Origin of the sequence: Pseudomonas sp. ADAK18 (assembly GCF_012935695.1) — a bacterium.
Taxonomy (GTDB): domain Bacteria; phylum Pseudomonadota; class Gammaproteobacteria; order Pseudomonadales; family Pseudomonadaceae; genus Aquipseudomonas.
The window spans coordinates 3,553,981-3,574,632 of record NZ_CP052859.1 but is presented as its reverse complement, the minus strand read 5'-3'; the positions used below and the strand labels follow the sequence as shown (position 1 = coordinate 3,574,632).

Sequence of the window (20,652 nt, the reverse complement as noted above, 5' to 3'; positions counted from 1 at the left end):
TCCCACAGGCTGATTCGAAACCCTTTGGAGAGTGACCATGTTTTTGCGTAAACCCTGGTTGTTGGCAGGTTGCCTGCTGGTGTTGAGTGTTCCGGTGCTGGCTGCTCCGGCCGAAACCTTTGCTTTCGGTGAGGCAGCGCCTGCCGCCAAAGCCACGCGTACCGTGGAAGTGCTACTGCAGGACATTTCCTTTTCTCCCAAGTCCCTCGACGTAAAGGCCGGTGAGACCGTGCGTTTTGTGCTGGTCAACAAAGGTCAGTTGCTCCATGAATTCAACCTCGGTGACGCGGCGATGCACGCCAGTCATCAGCAGGAAATGCTCAAGATGCAGTCCAGTGGGATGCTCACCTCGACGGGCATGAAGATGGGGGATATGGACCACAGTGCCATGGGCCATGGCGATATGGGCGGGATGAAGCACGACGACCCTAATAGCGTACTGGTAGAGCCGGGCAAAACCGCTGAACTGACCTGGACCTTCAGTAAGGCCGGCGCCCTGGAGTTTGCTTGTAACATCCCTGGGCACTACCAGGCGGGGATGGTGGGCAAGCTGACCGTCAGTCAGTAAACACCTGAGGCGCAAAGGCGGGAGCAAGGCTGGTAGACTGGCGGGGTTTATTTAGCCAGGTTTCCGCCATGCATCCCGCAGCCGAACATTCGCCGCTGGGCAAGTCCAGTGAATACATCTCCACCTACACCCCATCGTTGCTGTTCCCGATTCCGCGCGCCGCCAAGTGGGCCGAGCTGGGCCTGAGCGCCGAGACCCTGCCGTATAAAGGCGTGGATTTCTGGAACTGCTTCGAGTTGTCTTGGTTGCTGCCGTCCGGCAAGCCGGTGGTGGCCATCGGTGAATTCAGCATCCCGGCCGACTCGCCGAACATCATCGAGTCCAAATCCTTCAAGCTGTACCTCAACTCGCTGAACCAGACGCCGTTTGCCGATACCCAGAGCCTTGAAGCGACGTTGCGCACCGACCTGAGCGCTGCTGCCGGCAAGCCGGTGGGCGTGCGAGTCCGCCGTTTGGCTGATGTTGAAGCCGAAGGCGTGGTATCGCTGCCGGGCGTGTGCATTGATGACCTGGATATCAGTGTCAGCAACTACGAGCACCCGCGTCCCGAACTGCTGCGTTGTGATGAGTCGCGCGTGGTGGAGGAGAGCGTTCACAGTCATCTGCTCAAATCCAACTGCCCGGTGACCAGTCAGCCTGATTGGGGCAGTGTGGCGGTGGAATACCGCGGTTTGGCACTGGACCATGCCAGCCTGCTGGAGTATCTGGTGAGCTTCCGTCAGCACTCGGACTTCCACGAGCAATGCGTGGAGCGGATCTTCCTGGACCTGCAGCGCTTACTGAAGCCGGAAAAATTGACGGTGTATGCGCGTTATGTGCGCCGTGGCGGGTTGGATATCAATCCGTATCGCAGTACGGAAGATATGACGTTCCAGAACCTGCGTCTGGCCCGTCAGTAAAACAAGAAGCCCCGCCCGATAGCGGGGCTTTTGTTATCAGATCCCGATATTACCCAGGGTCTGCACAATGCTGCGTAAGGTCCCGGCGATGCCTGGGTGGTCCAGCTCAAAGCGTTCCACTGCCAGATTCACGCCGTCGGCGATGCTTGGATCCTGGATGGCGCCTTCCAACGGTTCCTGAACTTCAAGCTCAGCAATCAATGTTTCCAGTTCTTCACGTTTCTCAGGAAGCATCAACGGATTCTGTTCCAATTGCTCGCGCAATAATTTGACCTGTTCTTGCAGCTGTTCGCGGGCAGGCATGGCGTTCTTCCTTTTATCGATAGGCACTGGCATAGACCGCGGCACGCCGATAAAGGTCTATGAGCTGACCTGTAGATTAATCCACTCACGCCTGTTGTGCATGATCTCGATCAGGGCTTCTCACCCTTGAGTTGCCGCAGGCTGATGTCCGCCAGGCACGTTTCCAACTCGCCCAGATGATCGATCACCGAATGCACTCCCAGCCCATACAGCGCCATGGTCGCCTTGGCGCGTTTGTGCTCCCGCTCCTGTTGGCTCAGTGCCTGCCATTGCGTAGGGGAGAGCCCGCACAGCGAGCCGCAGGAGGCCAGGCCGATCGTCCATAGCCCGGCGTTGAGCCCTGATTGCAGCAGACGCGGTTCACCACTGACCAATACGCAGCCTTCCAGGCGCTCAATGTTCAGCGCCATCAAAGCCTGCCAGCAGGCGTGGGGCGCCGGCCACCGGGTGGAGGAGGGAGGTGTCGCCTTGACCCAGCGTGGCAGCTCGGCAGCCAAGGCTGCGGAAACGGCGCTCGGCAGCTCGTCCAGCCAGGCACAGGGAATGCCATGATCTTCCAGGCTGCGCAGGATCTTCAGGGCACCGGGCGTGGCATGGGGATCAGGGGAGGGCGTGGCGTTATGGCGGGCCAGGGAACCAAAGTCCACCAGGCAGCCACTCAAGCCGAACAGTACGGCAGTCAAGGACGGGGCACTGGCGACAGCAATCTCGGCGTGAGGCATTTCGACGTCCCTGAAAATAGCTGTGACGCTATCCGAGGGCGATGACAGGCAGATGACAGCTGATTCTAATTGTGGGAATTTTGTATATAAGCTGAACGAGATTTCCTCAGAGCTGCCTAATCCGACACTTCCGTCATATACTGACACCCTTCATTCAGGGCATAGCGCCCATGACAGACCATTCAAGGAGTTCAAGCTATGCGCTGGAGTCAATGTCTAGCTCAGCTATCTGTGTGTGCCAGCGTCCTGCTGGTACCTTTCGTTGCCCAGGCGGCTTCGGAAGACGATCCATGGGAAAGCGTCAACCGTCCGATCTTCACCTTCAACGACACCGTTGATACCTACGCCCTCAAGCCTTTGGCCCAGGGCTATCAGTTCGTGACCCCGCAATTTGTGCAGGACGGTATTCACAACTTCTTCCGCAACATCGGTGACGTCGGCAACTTTGCCAACGACGTGTTGCAGCTCAAACCCCACGCCGCTGGCGTCGATACCGCCCGTTTGCTGGTGAACACCACCTTCGGCGTGCTGGGTTTCATTGATGTCGGCACCAAAATGGGGCTGCAACGCAATGATGAAGACTTCGGCCAGACTCTCGGTCACTGGGGCGTTGGCAGCGGTCCTTACGTGATGCTGCCACTGCTGGGCCCAAGCACCTTGCGTGATGCGCCATCCAAGTATGTAGATAGCTACACCGAACCGTACCGCTACATGAATGACATTCCATGGCGTAACAGTGCCATCGGCATGGACATTGTCGACACCCGCGCCAGCTTGCTGTCGAGCGAGAAGCTGATCAGCGGCGACAAGTACACCTTCATCCGCAACGCCTACCTGCAGAACCGCGAGTTCAAGGTCAAGGATGGCAAGGTAGTGGACGATTTTTAAGGCTTAGGCTCTTAAATGAAAAAGGCGACCTTGGGGTCGCCTTTTTTGTGTGCGTTGATTTCAGTTCATCTTCAAGATCGACAGGCCCAGCTTCTGACCGCCATCGTCTTGATCCGCCACCCACACCACTTCGGTTTCGGCGTTCAGGCCCTTGAGCGCGGCGTGATCGGAATCGATACGCACACTTAACTGATCCCCGACCTTGAATCGCTTGGGTGCCTGTACCTGCATGCCCGAGCCCGAAAGATCGACACATACCGCGGCAATCACCTGCCCGGCGTGGATCAGAGAGACTTCGGCATCGACCCGCATGCGGATGAAATCGCGTTTTTCAGCGTAGTCGCGCTCGTGTTCGCTCACAGGTTCCATCCTTACATTGCGTTGTGGTTTTGTCTGTTCTTATAACTCCCGGTGATTTGCGGTGTAAAGACGCCCGGCGACCATCGGCATGAGCTTGAAACCCCTGGCGGATGGGAGTACCGTCTGCGCCTTAGAAGGGCACCTCTGGTTTACTTTTGTGCGTGGGCAAAAAGCTCGCACTTTGTAGGACAGAGAGGCTAGAAAGCGAATCCAGTAGTGTGAGTCCGGCCTTTGCCTGGCTGCCTACGCCAACCTAATTCTGGCGCCGTTTGCCCACATGCAAAAAACCAGTGCCACGCTGCTGATAATCGATGACGACGAAGTAGTGCGCGCGAGCCTCGCGGCCTATTTGGAAGACAGTGGCTTCAGCGTCCTGCAGGCCAGCAACGGCCTCCAGGGTCTCCAGGTGTTCGAGCGCGACAAGCCCGACCTAGTGATCTGCGACCTGCGCATGCCTCAGGTGGGCGGCCTCGAGCTGATCCGCCAAGTGACCGATATCGCCCCGCAGACGCCGGTGATTGTCGTGTCCGGTGCCGGGGTAATGAACGACGCGGTCGAGGCCTTGCGCCTGGGCGCCGCCGATTACCTGATCAAGCCTCTGGAAGACCTGGCGGTACTGGAGCACTCGGTGCGCCGTGCCCTGGATCGTGCACGGTTGCTGCTGGAAAACCAGCGCTACCGTGAAAAGCTGGAAACCGCCAACCGTGAACTCGAAGCCAGTCTGAACCTGCTCCAGGAAGACCAGAACGCCGGTCGCCAGGTACAGATGAACATGCTGCCGGTCAGTCCCTGGACCATCGACGAGTTCCAGTTTGCCCACCAAATCATCCCGTCGCTGTACCTGTCGGGTGATTTTGTCGACTACTTCCGCGTTGATGAGCGGCGTGTCGCGTTCTACCTGGCCGACGTTTCCGGCCATGGCGCATCCTCTGCATTCGTGACCGTGTTGTTGAAATTCATGACCACACGGCTGTTGTTCGAATCCAAACGCAACGGCACCTTGCCAGAGTTCACTCCCTCGCAAGTGCTGGGCCACATCAACCGGGGCCTGATCAGCTGCAAGCTGGGCAAGCACGTGACGATGGTGGGCGGCGTGATTGATGAAGAAACCGGTCTTTTGACCTACAGCATTGGCGGTCACCTGCCATTGCCGGTTTTATACACTCCAGACAGTGTGCGTTACCTGGAAGGGCGTGGTTTGCCAGTGGGCTTGTTCAATGAAGCCACCTACGAAGACCATATCCTGGAGTTGCCGCCGACCTTCAGCCTGACGCTGATGTCCGACGGTATCCTGGACCTTTTGTCAGAGCCTACACTCAAAGAGAAAGAAGCCGCCTTACCCCAACGGGTCAGGTCGGCGGGCGGCAGCCTGGATGGCCTGCGGCAGGTTTTTGGATTGGCCACGCTAGGGGAGATGCCGGATGATATCGCCCTATTGGTGTTGAGCAGGAATCTTTGATGAGTACCGGAAGAATCCAATTTGCCGAGCAAGACGGGACTTTTGTCCTGAAGTTTGTCGGTGAAGTGCGCCTGACCTTGTGTTCGGCGCTGGATGCGACGATTGAGCGGATTTTCACAGCGTTGAACTTCTCGGCGATTGTGATTGATCTGACCGAAACCCGCAGCATCGATAGCACCACCCTTGGGCTGTTGGCCAAGTTGTCCATTCTGTCTCGGCAGAAGGTCGGACTGCTGCCGACCGTCGTCACCACCCACGAAGACATCACCCGGCTCTTGCAGTCCATGGGCTTCGATCAAGTGTTCAACATCGTTGACCGCCCGATCCCGTGCCCGGAATGCCTGACCGACCTGCCTTCCCAGGATCAATCCGAGGAAGTGGTACGGGTCAAGGTGCTGGAAGCCCACAAGATCCTGATGGGCTTGAACGACTCCAATCGCGAGGCGTTCCACGACCTGGTGAATGCGCTGGAGCGCCACTAACCTCCAGTTGAAACCCTGTCCAAATGTGGGAGCGGGTTTGACTTGAGATCGGCGAAAGACAAAAAAGGGCGGTACCCGCGAGGGTACCGCCCTTTTTGCCGTGGCCCGTTTTTAGAGCTTGGCGGTCAACAGCGCTTCGAGTTTTTCCTGGTCGCGGGCGAACTGACGAATGCCCTCGGCCAGCTTCTCGGTGGCCATCGCATCTTCGTTGGACTCCCAGCGGAACTGCGCTTCGGTCAAATGCACACGGGCCTCGCCCGCGTGGCCCGGAGCCAATTTACGCTCCAGCTTGCCATTGTCGGCCGCCAGCTTCTCCAGCAGGTCTGGGCTGATGGTCAGGCGGTCACAACCGGCCAACTGCTCGATCTGGCTCAGGTTGCGGAAGCTCGCACCCATCACCACGGTCTTGTAGCCATTGGCCTTGTAGTAGTTGTAGATGCGCGTCACCGACTGCACACCCGGATCATCGGCGCCGGCGTAGTCGTTGCCATTGGCCTTTTTGTACCAGTCGTAGATGCGGCCCACGAACGGCGAAATCAGGAACACACCCGCTTCGGCGCAAGCCACGGCCTGGGCGAAGGAGAACAGCAGCGTCAGGTTGGTCTGGATGCCTTCTTTTTCCAGGATCTCGGCGGCACGGATGCCTTCCCAGGTGGAGGCGATCTTGATCAGTACGCGATCACGGCCGATACCGGCCTTTTCGTACAGGTCGATCAGGCGATGCGCACGCTTGAGCACGGCATCGGTATCGAACGACAGACGGGCATCTACTTCAGTGGAAATGCGGCCAGGGACCACTTTCAGGATTTCTTGACCGACCGCGACCGCAAAACGGTCGCTGGCCAGGCCGACATCACCGTTGCAGTCGGCAACGCACTCGTCCAGCAGCTTGGCATAAGCCGGGATCGACGCCGCCTTGAGCAGCAGCGACGGGTTGGTGGTGGCATCCACCGGCTTGACGCGAGCGATAGCTTCAAAGTCGCCGGTATCGGCAACGACAGTAGTGATTTGTTTAAGTTGTTCCAGCTTGGAAGTCATGGGCGTGCTCTGTCCTGTGGGTCTGATGACATTACCCGAGCGCTGACAGCCACTCAAGGGCGTGTGTGCGTATCGATGGCCTCAGCGGCAACATCCGCAAAACGGGTGTTTGAATGGCGAGGCGCGGTATCGGTAAATACGATGCCAAACCGGGGCACAGGTTCAAAGCAACTGACCGTTGACGCTCCCATGGCCGAGTTTCGCTTCTGAACTATTGCTCAGCCAGGGTGCGTATCGTATTCATCCTATTGTGGCATTAGTAGCGCCTTGGCGGCCGTTTCTGCAGGCTTCGATTGACCATCGGAAGTCAGTAGGCCGAAATTCCTCTCCCGATCATTCCCGCCCGAATCACTGTTCTTCCACTCATAAAGGGAGGTCAGTGGGACGTTCAGCTTTTTGACATCGGAGATGAACGTGCGGACTTTACTGGCTTGTCCTTCGGTCCCGCCGTTGGAACTGAGTGACGGCGCGCCCCATTCGCTGATAACCCCCGGCAGGTGAAAGTTTTGCTGAATGAACGCTTGGGCGTTGCTGATCTGAGCACCGGACAAACTATAGGGGTGATAGGAGATCGCGCTGAGGCATTTGGGGTAATCACTGACAATCTTGTTCAGCGCCACTGTGGACGCGGTCCCCGCGCTCGGCGCTTTAGCGAAGCCAAAGCCGATCAGCGGCGTCATTTGCGCTTTTTGCCCCAGCGAATGGCACATAGCGCTCATGAACGGAACAAAGGTCGTATCGAAGTTGCGGGTCGGCCAATATTTTTCCAGGTCCGGCTCATTCCATATTTCAATGGCAACCAGTTGCGTACTGTAGGACTGCTCCAGGGCCGACACCGAATTGGCGAACAGTTCCCCCGCAGCCGCAAGCTCGCTGGTGTTACCAGGTGTGGTCGTCAGCGCCTTGGTTGAGCGAACGGTCATCAGTACCGGTAATCCGGCGGACTTGGCGGCGGCGAACGCATCGCTGATCTGTTTTTGATACGCCGAGCCGCCCAAGCTGTTCGTCCATATGCCAAAACGCACGAACCCAAACCCCGCCGCTTTAATCTTCTCGGCATCGGCAGAGGTAAAACTCTGGATCTTGACCTGGACGCCGATGGTCTTGTTGGCGGCCAGGGCGGGGAACAGTTCGCTGGCGTGAACCTGACTGGCGGCACTGAGCATGAGCAGCGTCGAAGCGGCAAGCCGTTTGAAATGTGATGCGTTCATGTCGGGTTTCCTCAAGTCGAGCTGGAAATAACGAGGGTCATTGGTTTCTTAATGCAATTAGTTTGATGACCTGCAAGGTTGCGAAGTGCGCAAATGTTATTTTTTGTCAGGTATCCATTGTTAGAAAGTCAGCGTTATTTTTGGTCCGGTTATTCTGGTTGGGTGGTTTTAGGTGTCGTGGTACTTAGTACGCTTGTATTTACAAGGCTGATCCGTTTCTGAGTGCGGGATGGACCCGTTGGTTCACTACAATCCCCGCTACGCATTGGTTGATTCGACATTACACGGGAAACGTTGCCTTGTTCAGAAATATCCTTGTCGTCTGCGTTGGCAATATTTGCCGAAGTCCTACAGCAGAGATGCTGTTGCGTGATGCGCTGGCATCTTCAACCATCGCGGTGACCTCTGCGGGCCTTTCCGCTCGTGTTGGCGAGTCCATGGAACCTGCGGCTCGCCAGGTTCTGGAAGAGCGTGGGCATAGCGCGCAAGCGTTTCAAGCGCGGCAAATTACCCCGGACATCGTTAATGAATCAGACCTGATTCTGGTCATGGAAAAAGAGCATGTAAAACAAGTGCTGAAGATTGCGTCGCACGCCAGAGGCAAAGTGTTTCTTCTAGGGAAGTGGCAGAGTGATCGAGAAATACAGGATCCCTATCGTCAAGGAAAAGCAGCTTTTATTCATGCCCATGCATTGATTGAAGATGCTGTTTGCTCATGGGCGCAGCGCCTCGGGCATTGATGAATAATTTTCAGATCAAGTAAATGGTAAGAACTAACTTATGCAATTACCGTCAGTAGTCGGCACCCGAGACAGCGAGCGAGATGATATTGATCTTCTCGGTATATTAGGCACTTTAATTGATCGGAAATGGTTAATAGGCGCGTTCACCGGCACATTTATGGTGGCCGGCGTGGCCTACGCGATTTTGTCGACGCCTGTGTATCTGGCGAACGCCTTGGTTCAGGTCGAACCAAAAAAGAACGACATGCTCGGTTTCTCCGATCTCAACAGTATGCTCAATGGACAATCTCCATCGGTGACCGAGATTGGCATCATCAAGTCTCGAGCGGTGATCGGCAAAACCGTCGATGATCTGCACCTTGATATCAAAGTTACGCCCAACACCTTCCCGCTCATTGGCGGTTTTCTTGCCCGACGCTATATGGGCGACTCTGTAGCGGCACCCCGTTTCGGCCTGAACAGTTACGCTTGGGGCGGTGAGCGCCTGGAGATCGGACAGCTCAACCTGCCGGAAGAACTGTTGGGCAAGAAACTCACGCTGATTGCCGCCGAACAGCATCGATTCAAGCTTTTCGATGACAACGACAACCTGTTGGTTGACGGCGTTGTTGGCGAAGGGTTCGCGCAAAATGGAGTGGAGGGACTGATCGTCAATATGGCGGCCAATCCCGGTACCCGTTTTGAAGTGGTGCGTAATCCAAGAATCGTCACCATCCTTGATTATCAGGATGTGCTGGATGTTTCCGAGCAAGGTAAGGAGTCGGGCATCATTGGCCTGGCCCTGGCCAGCACTGACTATGCCCAGGCGGTGAAAATTCTCAATAAAATCGCCACGTTGTATGTACAGCAAAACGTGGAGCGCACGTCGGCCGAAGCGGCGCAAAGCCTGGATTTTCTGCAAGCCCAACTGCCGCAAGTCAAGAACGATCTCATCAAGGCCAGCGACGCGCTCAACGCCTATCAAACGCGCGGCAAGACAGTCAACATTTCGCTCGAAACCCAATCGGTGCTGGAGCAGATCGTCGGCCTGGACACGCGTATTTCGGAGTTGAAGCTGCAACAAGCGGACCTTGATCGCAAGTTCACCAAACAGCATCCGGTCTATCGCGCGTTGATGACGCAGATTGGGGAATTGACTCGCCAACAGCAGAGTCTGGAGAACAAGGTTCAGGATCTGCCCGCCACGCAACAGGAGTTGCTGAACCTGACCCGCGACGTGGAGGTGGCGTCGCAGATCTACACGCAGTTACTGAACAAATCCCAGGAACTGGACATCGTCAGGGCCGGTGCGGTGGGCAATGTTCGTCTAATCGACACTGCAGATGTCGACAAGACCACGCCGGTCAAGCCACGCAAAGCTCTGATTATTCTGATTGCGACTTTCCTCGGGGCTTTTATCGGCGTCGCCCTGGTGCTCGTGCGTAAATCCCTGAGTCGAGGATTGGAGGGGCCTGAGGCCATCGAGCAACTCGGGTTGCCGGTGTATGCATCGATTCCATACAGCGCGCTGCAACAGGAAGAGGACAGTAAAAAACTGCGCTTGAGTGACGCGTCGCGCAGACAGGCTTTTCTGCTGGCTCTACGTAACCCGACAGACCTGTCTATTGAGTCGATCCGTAGTTTGCGCACGTGTTTGCACTTTGCGGGGCTGGATTCGACCAACAACCGGATCATGATCTCCGGCCCTAGCCCGCAGGTCGGTAAAACCTTCGTCTCTTCCAACCTTGCGGCAGTCATGGCGCAAAGCGGGCAACGGGTGGTGCTGATCGATGCTGATATGCGCAAAGGGCATTTGCACAAGACGCTGAATATTCCCATCGAAAATGGCTTGTCGGACCTATTGGTCAAGCGCTGCAGCATTGAGCAGGGCATCCATAAAACCGAGATCGATAACTTGCACTTCATCAGCCGCGGACAGGTCCCGCCCAACCCGTCAGAGCTGTTGATGCATGCGAACTTCCGTGAGCTGTTGGCACAACTCAGTGAATTGTATGAGGTGGTGATCATCGACACACCACCGCTATTGGCCGTGACCGACGCCGCGATCGTCGGTCGTGAAGCGGCGATCAGCTTGATCGTCACCCGTTTCGGTGTGAATCCCGCCAAAGAGATCGAGCTGACGATTCGTCGATTTGCTCAGAACGGTATCCAGTTGAAGGGCGCTGTATTTAACGGCGTCGAGAAGCGTACGGCGAGCTACTACGGCAACGGTGGTTACAACTACGAGTATGCGTCCGATAAGACTTGATTCGGCGATTGTCTTTACTTGCATGGAAATGGGTGGATTGTGAAAAAAATACTGCATGTGGCCGAAACGATTAAAGGTGGCGTTGCCACCGTTATTCGGACGATATCGGCTCCACCTGAGGGCGAGGCTTCGAACTATGAACTGGTCTATTTGATCCCGCACGATCAGAAAAAAGAGTTGCACGGCATTGATGAGCAACAAGTCAGAACCTTCTTCAGAACCAAACGAGATGCGCTGTCGCTGCTGCGATTCGCCTGGAAAATGGCCCGTGTGATTCTCAAGGAAAAACCACATGTGGTGCACTTGCACAGCACCTTTTCCGGGGTCATTGGCCGTTGTGTGTGCCTGATCCTGCGGCCGTGGCGCTCACCAAAAATCATTTACTGCCCTCATGCCTTTTCGTTTCTGATGGAGAGTTCGCCGGCTAAACAGAAAGTCTATTCGTTGATTGAGCGGCTCTTGCAGAAAGTCACGGACGTGATCATTTGCGTCAGCCAGTACGAACTGGATACAGCCGCGACGTTTGGTATTGATCGCCACCGTATGAAGTTGATCTACAACGGTATCCACTACAAAAGTGATGAGCCGAAGACCAATGGCCAAGGCCCGATTCATCTGCTCTTTGTGGGTCGGCTCGACTATCAGAAGGGGTTCGATGTCTTGCTCAAGGCGTTTGCCGGAGTTCGGCGCACAGATCTGAAACTGACGGTGGTTGGTAGTGCCGTCAATGAAGACACCGTCGACTGCCCGGTAATGGACGGGGTCGAATACGTGCCGTGGGTGACGCCGGCTGAAGTGAATGCGCTTTATCAAGCAGCGGATGCCCTGATTGTTCCAAGCCGCTGGGAAGGCTTTGCCATGGTGCCTCTGGAAGGTATGGCCATGGGGCTGCCAGTGATTGCCAGTGACTGCACGTCCTTGCCTGAGTTGGTCTCCCATGAGGTGACCGGCTACATCTTCCCTGCGGGTGATCACCAGGCATTGACCGACCTGTTGGTGAATATCGAGAAGCCCGGGTTGCTGGACCTCGGAACCCAAGGTCGCAAAGTAGTCCGCGAGCGGTTCAGTGCCACGTTGATGATCAGGCAGACCTATGACGTGTATTCCGCTCCCTCTTATTAAGTAGAAATCAGCTCATGAACGTAACTATTTTGCATGGCTACAGCGCCTCCAACTCCGGTGATGGCCTGCTCGTGGATCTGGCAATCGCCCTGGTGCTGCGAAACTTTGGCCCGGACACTGCAATCAACGTGGTGGCCTCTGACCCGAAGTCATTCAGTTACTTGCCTTACAAGCGCTATGACGCGCCGGTGATGGCCGCCAAGGGGTTGGGGCGGGTCAAGCAAGCACTGTTCCTTGATCAGTCCTACGCCGGCCTCGCGGAGCTATTGAGTTCAAGTGATTTGATCGTCGGGGTAGGCGGCGGTTACATGCGCTCCAAAAGCGCCTTTGAACATATCAAGTTGAAATTGGGGCATGCCAAGCAACTGGAAACGGCAATCCTTAGCAAAGTTCCATCGGTATACCTGCCGCAAAGCATCGGTCCTTTCCATGGTGAGAGTAGCAAGATCGTTGGGCATTACGCCCATGCCGACGCCGTTTTTGTCCGGGACAACAGGTCGTCGGAGATTTTCGGTGCCCATGAAAATGTCTACCGCGCACCTGATCTCGCCGTGCAGGCGCTTGCCAGCAAGATTCTCATGCAGCCCAAGTTCACGCGTTGCGCGTCTTCGCCTGCAGTAGTCTGCGTGGTGCTGCGCAAACCGCCGGCGTGGAGCAAGGAAAAGAAAGTCAGTTACGTGGCTAACTTGAAGCTCCTGCTACAGCGGTTAAAGAACAAGAGCAAAGTCGTCTGCGCGGTGCAAAGCGCTGTGCGTGGCAACGATGACGGCGCGTTCTACCGAGAGCTGGGCATTACCGAAGCATTGTTGCCATTGAAGGCAACCCTGGCCAAATATCAGCCCGACCTGGTTATTTCCGTCAGGTTGCATGGCGCCATCGAATCGCTGCTGGCGGGCGTTCCTGCGTTCCATATCAGTTATGAGCGCAAGGGCTTTGGCGCCTATCAGGACATGGGCGTGGAAGACTGGGTGATCAATGGCGGCGATATCAATGTCGACACCATCATCGACACGGTTTACGCACCGAATGCATTGTCCCGGTTTGGTCAGCAGTTGACGAATACCTGCAAGGAAATCGAAGCCAAGACATTGGTCATGGACGGGATCATCAAGGGTGTTGTTCGATGATATTTCGGCTATTGCTCCGGGGCGGAGCTTTAGGCGCGAAATTTCTGCTGGTATTGGCCATTACCCACTATTTGGGGTACGACGCGTTGGGCTTTTACGGCGTGGTGGTGGCCGCGTCTTTGATTGCGTCGAAGTTTTACAGCGTCGGGTTCAGTTCCGAAATTAATCGGCTGATCAGCGTCGGCGGGAGTTCGCGCTGGGTCGTAGATAAGGTCCTGCTCTTGTACCTGGCTGCGGGGACTGTTTTGTCGGTGGTGACGGTGACGGTCTATTCGCTGTTCCAGGAGGTTGAGGCGAGTGCCATGCTGATCGTGTGTGTGGCGCTTGTGCTGCTCACCGAGCACCTGTCATTCGAAATAAATTCCTTTGTGTTTTCCGCCCAGAAAGCCACGTGGGGCGCGATGCTGTACTTCATCAAGACCGGGCTCTGGGCGCTGCTGGCCTTGGGCGGAATGCTGCTGGGCTGGGTGTCCAGCATCACCAGTGTGCTGTGGTTGTGGGTGGCGGCCAATGTGCTGGTGATGGTTGTCGGGTACCTGATTGTGGTGAACGTTCATAACGGGAGGGTGGCAGGTACCCTCACGACGGCCTCGGTCTGGAAAGCCGGATTGCCGTTTTACCTGGGCACGGGCTTGATTGCATTGAGTCAGTACGCCGAGCGCTTTCTGATTCTCGACATTGAGCCCTACGCGAGTCTGGGCAAGTACGTATACGTCTGGTCTGTAGCGAACACCTTGCAGGCACTTTCCTACGCCGTGGTCGTGGTGGTGGGCGTTCCTGCGCTAGCCAAGCGCTATCAGAACGACCCGCGGGCGCTGACAGTCCGGCAATTGTTCATGAATCAGTGGGTGATGCGGGCCCTTGTGGTGTCAGGCATCGTGGCGTTGATGATTTATCTGTTCTTCAATGTTGTGCTCGATTATGTCGGTACGACGGTGCCGCGTCCGGATAACAAAATCCTCGGCGTGCTGATTTTTTCCTTTGCCCTGCGCGCCGTCGGCGACATCGTCTGGGGCGGTCTTGTCGCGTCGAAAAACAGTCGGGTGTCACTCGCCAGCGCGGCCATCTGCCTGCTGGTTTCCCTGCCGGTCAGTTACGTGCTGATCAAGCATCACTCGATTTATGGTGCCGCATGGGGGAATGTCTTTTCGATCGCCGTGCAGCTCGGCGTTATCGCCTTGTTGACCCGGTTTGTCCGAACGAAGGTGACGGTGTAATGGCGTTGAAACTACCCTCCATTGAGTTTCGCGGCAGAAAGCTGGACTCGTCGATCTCGTTCCTGATTCTGTTCAGTGGCCTGTTTCTGTCTGTCGCCATGCCGCTTTTGATGCACCGGGATCCTGGCCCCGATGCCATGACGTTGTGGTCGTCCTACGCTCGAGCCGACAACTGCAACTTCTGGAATCCCTTCTCGCCCGACCGGTCTTCCTACGAATGCTCGGCGTATCTACTGCGACCCACAGGCATCAATCTGACCAACGCCTGGGCCTACGGGATGGCGTGCAATCTGTTCCTGACGGCAATCCCTGTGTTTATTTTCAGGCGTATGCCACTGACGATTTTCCTGACCTTGTGTTTGTGGGGCGTGGTCCGTTCGTTTTTTCTCGAAAATCTGACCAAGGAAATCATCGTATCGGTGGCGATGGTTGCCATTTTGCTGTTCTCGTTTTCCAGACGGTATCGCGGAGGATTTTTCTTCTCTGCGCTGGTTTACGGCGTGTTGATCCGACCCTACTGGATATTGTTTTCACTGGCCTGGGTTGGTGTGTGTGTCATGAAGAAGTACGTGTCTCGACTCACCTTCTTCCTGATGCTGTTCCTGTTTTACCTGGCAGTCGCCACGGCGATTCAACTGGTCGCCGGTTATTCGGTGTCGTCGATCCGCGCCAGCAACAATGAGCTGCGCACGGCGGGCGAGGAGGGGTCGAAGTCGCTGATTGTTTCCTGGCTCAGTGGCGGTGACTTCGTGTCGCAAGCGCTGGATTCTTTAATTATCTTTTTCCGCCTGTCGTTTCCAGCGGAGTTGATCCTGCTCTCCGGCCTGGGCCAGATCATCTTTGTGGTGTTGATGATGATGACCTCGTTGCTGATGTTCAAAATGATCACCTCGAGCGACTACAAGGGCGTGCGTATCGAAACCAAAGTCAAAGAGCTGATCGCAATTCCTCTGTCCTTTTTACTGGTGCAAGGCTTGTTTGAGCCGGACTTCGGTTCCTTTGCCCGACATTTTTCCATGGTGGTGCCGGTGCTGTTCCTGGGCCTGGGGTTGCAGTTGCGCGCAAAGAAACCTGAGTTGGTTGAAACAAGAATCCTGAACTGAGGTTTGTGCTTTATGTCGAGCAAGAAAAAGTCGCTGGAGATCGAGACCCTGCGCGGTCTGGCCTGCCTGCTGCTGGTGCTTTATCACGTGATAGGGCCCTTGGGTGGCGGCTTGAAAATAGACGTGGGTTCGCCTTTGCGGGTGATCGCCGATTCCATGGTGTACGTGCGTATGCCGTTGTTCACCTTTATTTCGGGCTACATCTATTCCATCTACAAAATCAGGGGCAATGACTTTTCCGCCTACTTTATTGGCAAGGTCAGACGGTTGATCGTGCCGTTGTTTTGCGTGGGGGTTCCGTTTTCGGTGCTGCAGGCGATCGGGCCCGGCGTGAACAAGGAGGTGGGCCTGATCGATGCGTTATTGTCGTTCTATGTGCCGGTTAATCACTTCTGGTTTTTGCAGGCGGTGTTCATCATCTTTATGTTTGTCGGCCTGCTGGAGTGGCGTGGCCTGTTGCAGACAGCGACGCGCTTGTACCTGTTGCTGGCGTTCGCGGCGGTGGTGTTTCTGCTGCCGCCCTTTGCGGTCGATGCTTTCGGCATCAACGGTGCGGTCTATCTGCTGCCGTTTTTTGTGATGGGAATGATTGGCCATGAAAAGGTCAATGAGATCAGGCAATCACTCAAGGTGCTCGGGCCGCTGGTCCTCGTGTTGATATCGCTGGTGTTGCTGTATGTGGCGGCGGTGGATCGCGAGTTGATTGTCGATCGCCGGAGCCTGGTGGGATTGTTGGTGGGGTGTGTGTCTTGCGTGGCGCTGCTGTCGAGTAACGTGCGGGCGCAATGGCTGATCTGGCTCGGCGGATATTCCTACGCGATTTTCCTGTTTCATGTGTTGTTTGCCGCCGCTTCGCGGTTCGCGCTGGGGCGCCTGGGTGTCAGCGATGAAAGTGTTCTGGTGCTCAGTGGCGTGGTCGTTGGCTTGCTGGGGCCGGTGGTGCTGTCGAGTATTTTCAGCCGGTTCGCCCTCACGTCCACTCTGCTTCTGGGGGAGCGAGCAGCACGTAAAAAACCACCGGTCGCCGTGGTGACGGAGCCGTGATCCTGATGAGTGTTCTGACGAAGGAAGTAATGCATGTTTGCAGTCGATGACGTGCGCGCTGTACCGGGGTCGGTGATCGAAGTCGGTGACGCTCGCGAACGGTTTGAGCAATGGCGCGAAGGAAAGGCTGGGAAGGTGCTGGCCATCTCGGTGATCGGCGACAGCTACAGTGCCGGACAGGACTTTTATCTGAACAAGCTCGTTCAGCGGCTCACTAAAGTGGCGGGGTTTGCCGGGCCAGGCTATGTCGGATTCAACCACGGCGCAGCGCTCGGCGGCACACACTACAAATACACCCGAAGCAGCAAAAAGTACTTCGGCGGTGGTTGGGACGTGTCCCATCTTGGCCAGGCAAGCCCTGACAGCCGTACCGTTACGGGCCGCCCCGGTGCTTATCTGGAGATAGACGCCAGCCCGACAACGGCCGTTGATACCTCTATCGCCCAGGCGAAACTACTCTACCTGGGGAATGGGCAATCCAATGAGGTGCGCTACCGCTGGGCAGCATCAGGCACTTGGCATTCATTGAAGATCGGCGGTTCAGGTGCTCAGGAGGTATCACTGCCTGGCATGCCTGAAACCGCCGAGTGGGCCTTCCGATTGGAGGTGGTCAACGGCGCGCCAACCCTCTTCGGCCTGTGGTTGAGCAATCACGAGGGGGGCGTCAGAGTGTCCAAGCTCGCGGCTTCCGGCGCGGCATCCGCTGATTTCTACCACAGTGATAAGCAGTGGCAGGCTCAGTGGAAAGCGGTGGTGTCGAAGATTCCTGCGGACATTTACCTGATCATGTTGGGTGGCAATGACCAGGGCTTTGGCGTGAAACCCGAACAGTATCTGGAGAACATTCAAGGCCTGGTGCGGATGGTGCGCGAGATTCACCCGGCGGCGAGCATCAACCTGATCCTGCGTCAGGACACTACCCGTTCAAGTGCCTATCCGATGTCGGCTTACGCGCACGTCCTGGAGCCCTGGGCGCGCACGGAACACCTTGGTTACGCCGATATGCAATGCGCGTTCGGCCCCGACTTTAAACGCTACGCCGGTGGTGGGCCCAGCCCCATGATCGGCCCGGACAGCATTCACCCTATCCCGGGGTCGGGGGGCCGGGTGATAGCGGACTACATCTATCGCATGATTGTCGGCGGGAATAATACGGTTTCGCCGCAGGACACCTGCGGCGCGGTGCGACAGTAAGAATTCAGCGCAGCCCTTTCTCGAAGTGCTCCAGCTGACTCAGCAGCTCAGCGGTTTTGAGCGGCATCAGCTGTGGATCACAGCGGGTTTCCACCGTGATGACAATGGCCGGGTCGCTGTCGGGAATGCGCGCACGGAATCGCCAATCGCTGAAAATGACCTTCAGCCCATTACGCTCATCGACATCCAGCGCCTGTTGGGCGTACACCGACTTCAGGTGGGCGATGAGGGAACCGGGGTCGAGAATCGGTCGACGGATTTCCCCGGAGGAGGGGAACACCCCGATGCGCTCCACCATCAGCATGGAGCCCAGCCAGGTATTGGTCAGGCAGGAGGACGACGGATACAGTGACAACCAGGCCATCGCCCCGACGTTACCCACCTCCAGTTGACTGTCTGCCGAGCGATTTGCGATGTTCATAGTGGCCTGCCTGAATGAAGAGTGGGCGACGTTGTGCCGTGTGAGCAATGAGTGAGGTGGCAGCCTGATTTAAAGGCCTTTGAGGTACAGGTGCTCGTAACAAAAATTGGTCGCGTCGAGATAGCCCTCTGCGCCGCCGCAGTCGAAGCGCAGGCCGTCGAACTTGTAGGCCAGAACGCAACCATTTTGCGCCTGCTTCATCAGGGCGTCGGTAATCTGGATCTCCCCACCTTTGCCAGGCTGGGTATCGGCGATCAGGTCAAAGATATCGGGCGTGAGGATGTACCGGCCAATGATTGCCAGGTTGGACGGGGCGTCTTCTGGGCTGGGCTTTTCAACCATATTGCTGACTCGGTAGACGTCATCGGCGATCAATTCGCCGGCGATCACGCCGTACTTGTGTGTCTGGTCCCGGGGCACTTCCTGGATGGCCACGATCGAACAGCGGTACTTCTTGTAGAGCTGGATCATTTGCGCCAGTACACCATCACCTTGCAGGTTCAGGCACAGGTCATCCGCTAGCACCACGGCGAAGGGTTCATCACCGATCAATGGGCGGCCGCTGAGAATCGCGTGGCCCAAGCCCTTCATCTCGATCTGCCGGGTGTAGGAAAAGGTGCAGGTTTCGATCAGCTCGCGGGTGCCGGCCAGGAATTTTTCTTTTTCGGTACCACGAATCTGATGCTCCAGCTCATAGCTGATGTCGAAGTGATCTTCCAGTGCGCGTTTGCCCCGCCCAGTCACGATTGCCATGTGCTGCAGGCCGGCGTCCCGTGCTTCCTCTACGGCGTACTGGATCAACGGCTTGTTGACGATCGGCAGCATTTCCTTGGGCATGGCTTTGGTTGCCGGCAAGAAGCGCGTGCCATAGCCAGCGGCGGGGAACAAACATTTACGAATCATAAAAATATCCTGAAAAGCATGGGCCACAGCCAATTGCCGGGCGCAATAAGCAGCGGTTATAAGATTTTTACTGAGCGACTACTTAATACCTGAGGTAGGTGACTAATGGCAATTGTCGTCAGGTATATAACAAGGGAATGTTATGAGTTGTCAGTCTGTGGTTAGTTAGTTATTTTTCGTCGGTGTATGTTGATAGTGGTGATCGTTTCATAGTGCTAAATAAGTACCAGGTTTTACTGTCTGGCCGGCATGGATATTTGTCGGTGGCAGTTGAATAACTGTACTTCTTGCTGTTGTCGTCCCTGTTTATTTGTGCGCAGGCTTTCTACGCACATTTAATTCTGGGCGCTGCGCAGGTTATTGAGCACTTCACGACCCTACTATGGACCGCTCTATGAAGATTCTGGTAACGGGTGGCACCGGATACATCGGTTCGCACACCACACTTGCGCTGCTTGAAGCTGGTTTTGAAGTGGTGGTGCTGGACAATCTTTGCAACAGCTCCGACGCTGCGCTGCACGCAGTGGAAGCCATCTGCGGCAAAAGTGCGCTGATGATTCACGGGGATGTGTGCGACAGAGCTTTGCTGGATCGGATTTTCCAGCAGCATTCCATTGATGCGGTCCTGCATTTTGCCGGGCTCAAGGCGGTCGGCGAAAGCGTGCACAAGCCGCTCGAATATTACGAAGCCAATGTCGGTGGCAGCCTCACGCTGTGTCAGGCGATGGCCGCCGCCGGCGTGTTTCGCCTGGTATTCAGTTCATCGGCCACGGTGTACGGCGCGCCGGAGCAGATGCCGATCCGCGAGGATTTCCCCACCGGCAGCCCCACCAACCCCTATGGCCAATCAAAATTGATCGTCGAGAACGTGCTGCGAGCCCTGTGTGCATCAGAGCCGCGCTGGAGCATCGCATTGTTGCGTTACTTCAATCCGATCGGCGCTCACGACAGTGGTCACTTGGGTGAGGATCCGAATGGCATACCCAATAACCTGGTGCCCTACATCAGCCAGGTGGCGGTCGGCAGCCTGCAAGAGTTGTCGATCTTCGGCGACGATTACCCCACGGTTGATGGCACCGGTGTGCGTGACTATATCCACGTCGTGGACCTGGCGGATGGGCATCTGAAGGCCTTGCAGTCGATTTCGCAACGCACGGGAATCAATATCTGGAATCTCGGCACGGGTGACGGCTACAGCGTGATGCAGGTGTTGCGTGCGTTCGAGCAGGCGTCAGGGCGGTCGGTGCCTTATCGGGTAATGCCGCGCCGCTTGGGTGATGTTGCCGAGAGCTGGGCCGATCCCTCCAAGGCCGCCCGTGAACTCGGCTGGAAGGCCACACGCGGTTTGCAGCAAATGATGACAGACACTTGGCGCTGGCAATCGAACCATCCGAAGGGGTACCTCGGATAAGGTCGATGCTGTTGTGGTAAGCAATGATTTTGCTGAATGTTATCAATCGGCGGGAATGTTAATTATCGTCGGGAAATTAGTCTGGAAATGCATCTGGCAAATCCGTAGATATAAACCCTGCCGTTCGACATTTATCCGTCAGGACTGACTGTGAATGAACAACGGATCTTGTTCGCACTTTTTGCGACT

General features: G+C 56.2%; 21 protein-coding genes. 14 read left to right on the top strand and 7 right to left on the bottom strand.

Going from position 1 to position 20,652, the window contains the following annotated elements:
• Positions 1–37: 37 nt before the first annotated feature.
• Both HKK55_RS16105 and queF read left to right on the top strand, forming a co-directional pair.
• A complete protein-coding gene (locus tag HKK55_RS16105; RefSeq protein ID WP_169355593.1) occupies positions 38–568 on the top strand; it encodes a plastocyanin/azurin family copper-binding protein in 531 nt (176 codons plus the stop codon).
• A gap of 68 nt (positions 569–636) precedes the next feature.
• Positions 637–1,467 (top strand): NADPH-dependent 7-cyano-7-deazaguanine reductase QueF, encoded by an 831-nt coding sequence (gene queF, locus HKK55_RS16100; RefSeq protein WP_169355592.1) that lies wholly within the window; start codon positions 637–639, stop codon positions 1,465–1,467.
• A 36-nt stretch (positions 1,468–1,503) separates the two neighbouring features.
• Here the strand turns inward: queF and HKK55_RS16095 are convergent, their stop codons facing one another.
• Positions 1,504–1,770, bottom strand: a complete 267-nt coding sequence (locus HKK55_RS16095; protein WP_169355591.1) for a DUF4404 family protein — start codon at positions 1,768–1,770, stop codon at positions 1,504–1,506.
• Between the two features lie 110 nt (positions 1,771–1,880).
• A complete protein-coding gene (locus tag HKK55_RS16090) occupies positions 1,881–2,492 on the bottom strand; it encodes an HAD family phosphatase (protein WP_169355590.1) in 612 nt (203 codons plus the stop codon).
• 198 nt (positions 2,493–2,690) lie between these two features.
• Here HKK55_RS16090 and HKK55_RS16085 point away from each other — a divergent pair, with 198 nt between their 5' ends.
• The gene (locus tag HKK55_RS16085; RefSeq protein WP_169355589.1) at positions 2,691–3,380 is read left to right on the top strand and encodes a VacJ family lipoprotein; all 690 of its coding nucleotides are present in this window, start codon (positions 2,691–2,693) and stop codon (positions 3,378–3,380) included.
• 60 nt (positions 3,381–3,440) lie between these two features.
• Here the strand turns inward: HKK55_RS16085 and HKK55_RS16080 are convergent, their stop codons facing one another.
• Positions 3,441–3,740, bottom strand: coding sequence for a PilZ domain-containing protein (locus HKK55_RS16080; protein WP_169355588.1), 300 nt, complete (start codon positions 3,738–3,740; stop codon positions 3,441–3,443).
• Positions 3,741–4,017: 277 nt separating this feature from the next.
• On the opposite strand from HKK55_RS16080, the gene rssB reads away from it, so the two are divergent.
• Positions 4,018–5,199, top strand: coding sequence for a two-component system response regulator RssB (gene rssB, locus HKK55_RS16075; protein WP_169355587.1), 1,182 nt, complete (start codon positions 4,018–4,020; stop codon positions 5,197–5,199).
• A complete protein-coding gene (rssC, locus tag HKK55_RS16070) occupies positions 5,199–5,681 on the top strand; it encodes an anti-sigma factor antagonist RssC (protein WP_003218919.1) in 483 nt (160 codons plus the stop codon). Before rssB ends, rssC begins: the two co-directional genes overlap by 1 nt.
• Positions 5,682–5,792: 111 nt before the next feature.
• On the opposite strand, the gene tal is transcribed toward rssC, so the two are convergent.
• Together tal and HKK55_RS16060 are read right to left on the bottom strand one after the other, a co-directional pair.
• Positions 5,793–6,719: a transaldolase gene (tal, locus tag HKK55_RS16065; protein WP_169355586.1), complete on the bottom strand. Its 927-nt coding sequence runs from the start codon at positions 6,717–6,719 to the stop codon at positions 5,793–5,795.
• Positions 6,720–6,964: 245 nt separating this feature from the next.
• Positions 6,965–7,930, bottom strand: coding sequence for a glycosyl hydrolase family 5 (locus HKK55_RS16060; protein ID WP_169357881.1), 966 nt, complete (start codon positions 7,928–7,930; stop codon positions 6,965–6,967).
• Positions 7,931–8,229: 299 nt separating this feature from the next.
• Here HKK55_RS16060 and HKK55_RS16055 point away from each other — a divergent pair, with 299 nt between their 5' ends.
• From HKK55_RS16055 to HKK55_RS16020, 8 genes are read left to right on the top strand one after another with little or no spacing between them, the layout of a single operon-like run.
• Positions 8,230–8,670: a low molecular weight protein-tyrosine-phosphatase gene (locus HKK55_RS16055; RefSeq protein ID WP_169355585.1), complete on the top strand. Its 441-nt coding sequence runs from the start codon at positions 8,230–8,232 to the stop codon at positions 8,668–8,670.
• A 40-nt stretch (positions 8,671–8,710) separates the two neighbouring features.
• Positions 8,711–10,921, top strand: coding sequence for a polysaccharide biosynthesis tyrosine autokinase (locus HKK55_RS16050; RefSeq protein WP_169355584.1), 2,211 nt, complete (start codon positions 8,711–8,713; stop codon positions 10,919–10,921).
• 39 nt (positions 10,922–10,960) lie between these two features.
• A complete protein-coding gene (locus tag HKK55_RS16045) occupies positions 10,961–12,043 on the top strand; it encodes a glycosyltransferase (protein ID WP_169355583.1) in 1,083 nt (360 codons plus the stop codon).
• A gap of 14 nt (positions 12,044–12,057) precedes the next feature.
• The gene (locus HKK55_RS16040) at positions 12,058–13,170 is read left to right on the top strand and encodes a polysaccharide pyruvyl transferase family protein (protein WP_169355582.1); all 1,113 of its coding nucleotides are present in this window, start codon (positions 12,058–12,060) and stop codon (positions 13,168–13,170) included.
• Positions 13,167–14,387, top strand: a complete 1,221-nt coding sequence (locus HKK55_RS16035) for a phosphoribosylaminoimidazole carboxylase (RefSeq protein WP_169355581.1) — start codon at positions 13,167–13,169, stop codon at positions 14,385–14,387. The genes HKK55_RS16040 and HKK55_RS16035 overlap by 4 nt, the downstream gene beginning before the upstream one ends.
• Positions 14,387–15,490: a hypothetical protein gene (locus tag HKK55_RS16030; protein ID WP_169355580.1), complete on the top strand. Its 1,104-nt coding sequence runs from the start codon at positions 14,387–14,389 to the stop codon at positions 15,488–15,490. Before HKK55_RS16035 ends, HKK55_RS16030 begins: the two co-directional genes overlap by 1 nt.
• Before the next feature lie 12 nt (positions 15,491–15,502).
• Positions 15,503–16,534, top strand: a complete 1,032-nt coding sequence (locus HKK55_RS16025) for an acyltransferase family protein (protein ID WP_169355579.1) — start codon at positions 15,503–15,505, stop codon at positions 16,532–16,534.
• 33 nt (positions 16,535–16,567) lie between these two features.
• Entirely contained in the window at positions 16,568–17,728 is a 1,161-nt protein-coding gene (locus tag HKK55_RS16020; protein ID WP_169355578.1) for an SGNH/GDSL hydrolase family protein, read from the top strand.
• A gap of 4 nt (positions 17,729–17,732) precedes the next feature.
• Here the strand turns inward: HKK55_RS16020 and HKK55_RS16015 are convergent, their stop codons facing one another.
• A complete protein-coding gene (locus HKK55_RS16015) occupies positions 17,733–18,149 on the bottom strand; it encodes a mannose-1-phosphate guanylyltransferase (RefSeq protein ID WP_169355577.1) in 417 nt (138 codons plus the stop codon).
• A gap of 69 nt (positions 18,150–18,218) precedes the next feature.
• Positions 18,219–19,052, bottom strand: coding sequence for a UTP--glucose-1-phosphate uridylyltransferase GalU (gene galU / locus HKK55_RS16010; RefSeq protein WP_169355576.1), 834 nt, complete (start codon positions 19,050–19,052; stop codon positions 18,219–18,221).
• A gap of 394 nt (positions 19,053–19,446) precedes the next feature.
• Between galU and galE the strand changes: the two genes are divergently transcribed.
• The gene (galE, locus tag HKK55_RS16005; protein ID WP_169355575.1) at positions 19,447–20,463 is read left to right on the top strand and encodes a UDP-glucose 4-epimerase GalE; all 1,017 of its coding nucleotides are present in this window, start codon (positions 19,447–19,449) and stop codon (positions 20,461–20,463) included.
• The last annotated feature ends 189 nt before the right edge of the window (positions 20,464–20,652 follow it).

Coding starts and splice junctions, on each gene's coding strand:
- HKK55_RS16090 (WP_169355590.1), bottom strand. CDS start 2,492: ATGCCTCACGCCGAGATTGCTGTCGCCAGTGCCCCGTCCTTGACTGCC.
- queF (WP_169355592.1), top strand. CDS start 637: ATGCATCCCGCAGCCGAACATTCGCCGCTGGGCAAGTCCAGTGAATAC.
- tal (WP_169355586.1), bottom strand. CDS start 6,719: ATGACTTCCAAGCTGGAACAACTTAAACAAATCACTACTGTCGTTGCC.
- HKK55_RS16020 (WP_169355578.1), top strand. CDS start 16,568: ATGTTTGCAGTCGATGACGTGCGCGCTGTACCGGGGTCGGTGATCGAA.
- HKK55_RS16050 (WP_169355584.1), top strand. CDS start 8,711: ATGCAATTACCGTCAGTAGTCGGCACCCGAGACAGCGAGCGAGATGAT.
- rssB (WP_169355587.1), top strand. CDS start 4,018: ATGCAAAAAACCAGTGCCACGCTGCTGATAATCGATGACGACGAAGTA.
- galU (WP_169355576.1), bottom strand. CDS start 19,052: ATGATTCGTAAATGTTTGTTCCCCGCCGCTGGCTATGGCACGCGCTTC.
- HKK55_RS16095 (WP_169355591.1), bottom strand. CDS start 1,770: ATGCCTGCCCGCGAACAGCTGCAAGAACAGGTCAAATTATTGCGCGAG.
- galE (WP_169355575.1), top strand. CDS start 19,447: ATGAAGATTCTGGTAACGGGTGGCACCGGATACATCGGTTCGCACACC.
- rssC (WP_003218919.1), top strand. CDS start 5,199: ATGAGTACCGGAAGAATCCAATTTGCCGAGCAAGACGGGACTTTTGTC.
- HKK55_RS16030 (WP_169355580.1), top strand. CDS start 14,387: ATGGCGTTGAAACTACCCTCCATTGAGTTTCGCGGCAGAAAGCTGGAC.
- HKK55_RS16060 (WP_169357881.1), bottom strand. CDS start 7,930: ATGAACGCATCACATTTCAAACGGCTTGCCGCTTCGACGCTGCTCATG.
- HKK55_RS16105 (WP_169355593.1), top strand. CDS start 38: ATGTTTTTGCGTAAACCCTGGTTGTTGGCAGGTTGCCTGCTGGTGTTG.
- HKK55_RS16040 (WP_169355582.1), top strand. CDS start 12,058: ATGAACGTAACTATTTTGCATGGCTACAGCGCCTCCAACTCCGGTGAT.
- HKK55_RS16015 (WP_169355577.1), bottom strand. CDS start 18,149: ATGAACATCGCAAATCGCTCGGCAGACAGTCAACTGGAGGTGGGTAAC.
- HKK55_RS16085 (WP_169355589.1), top strand. CDS start 2,691: ATGCGCTGGAGTCAATGTCTAGCTCAGCTATCTGTGTGTGCCAGCGTC.
- HKK55_RS16035 (WP_169355581.1), top strand. CDS start 13,167: ATGATATTTCGGCTATTGCTCCGGGGCGGAGCTTTAGGCGCGAAATTT.
- HKK55_RS16025 (WP_169355579.1), top strand. CDS start 15,503: ATGTCGAGCAAGAAAAAGTCGCTGGAGATCGAGACCCTGCGCGGTCTG.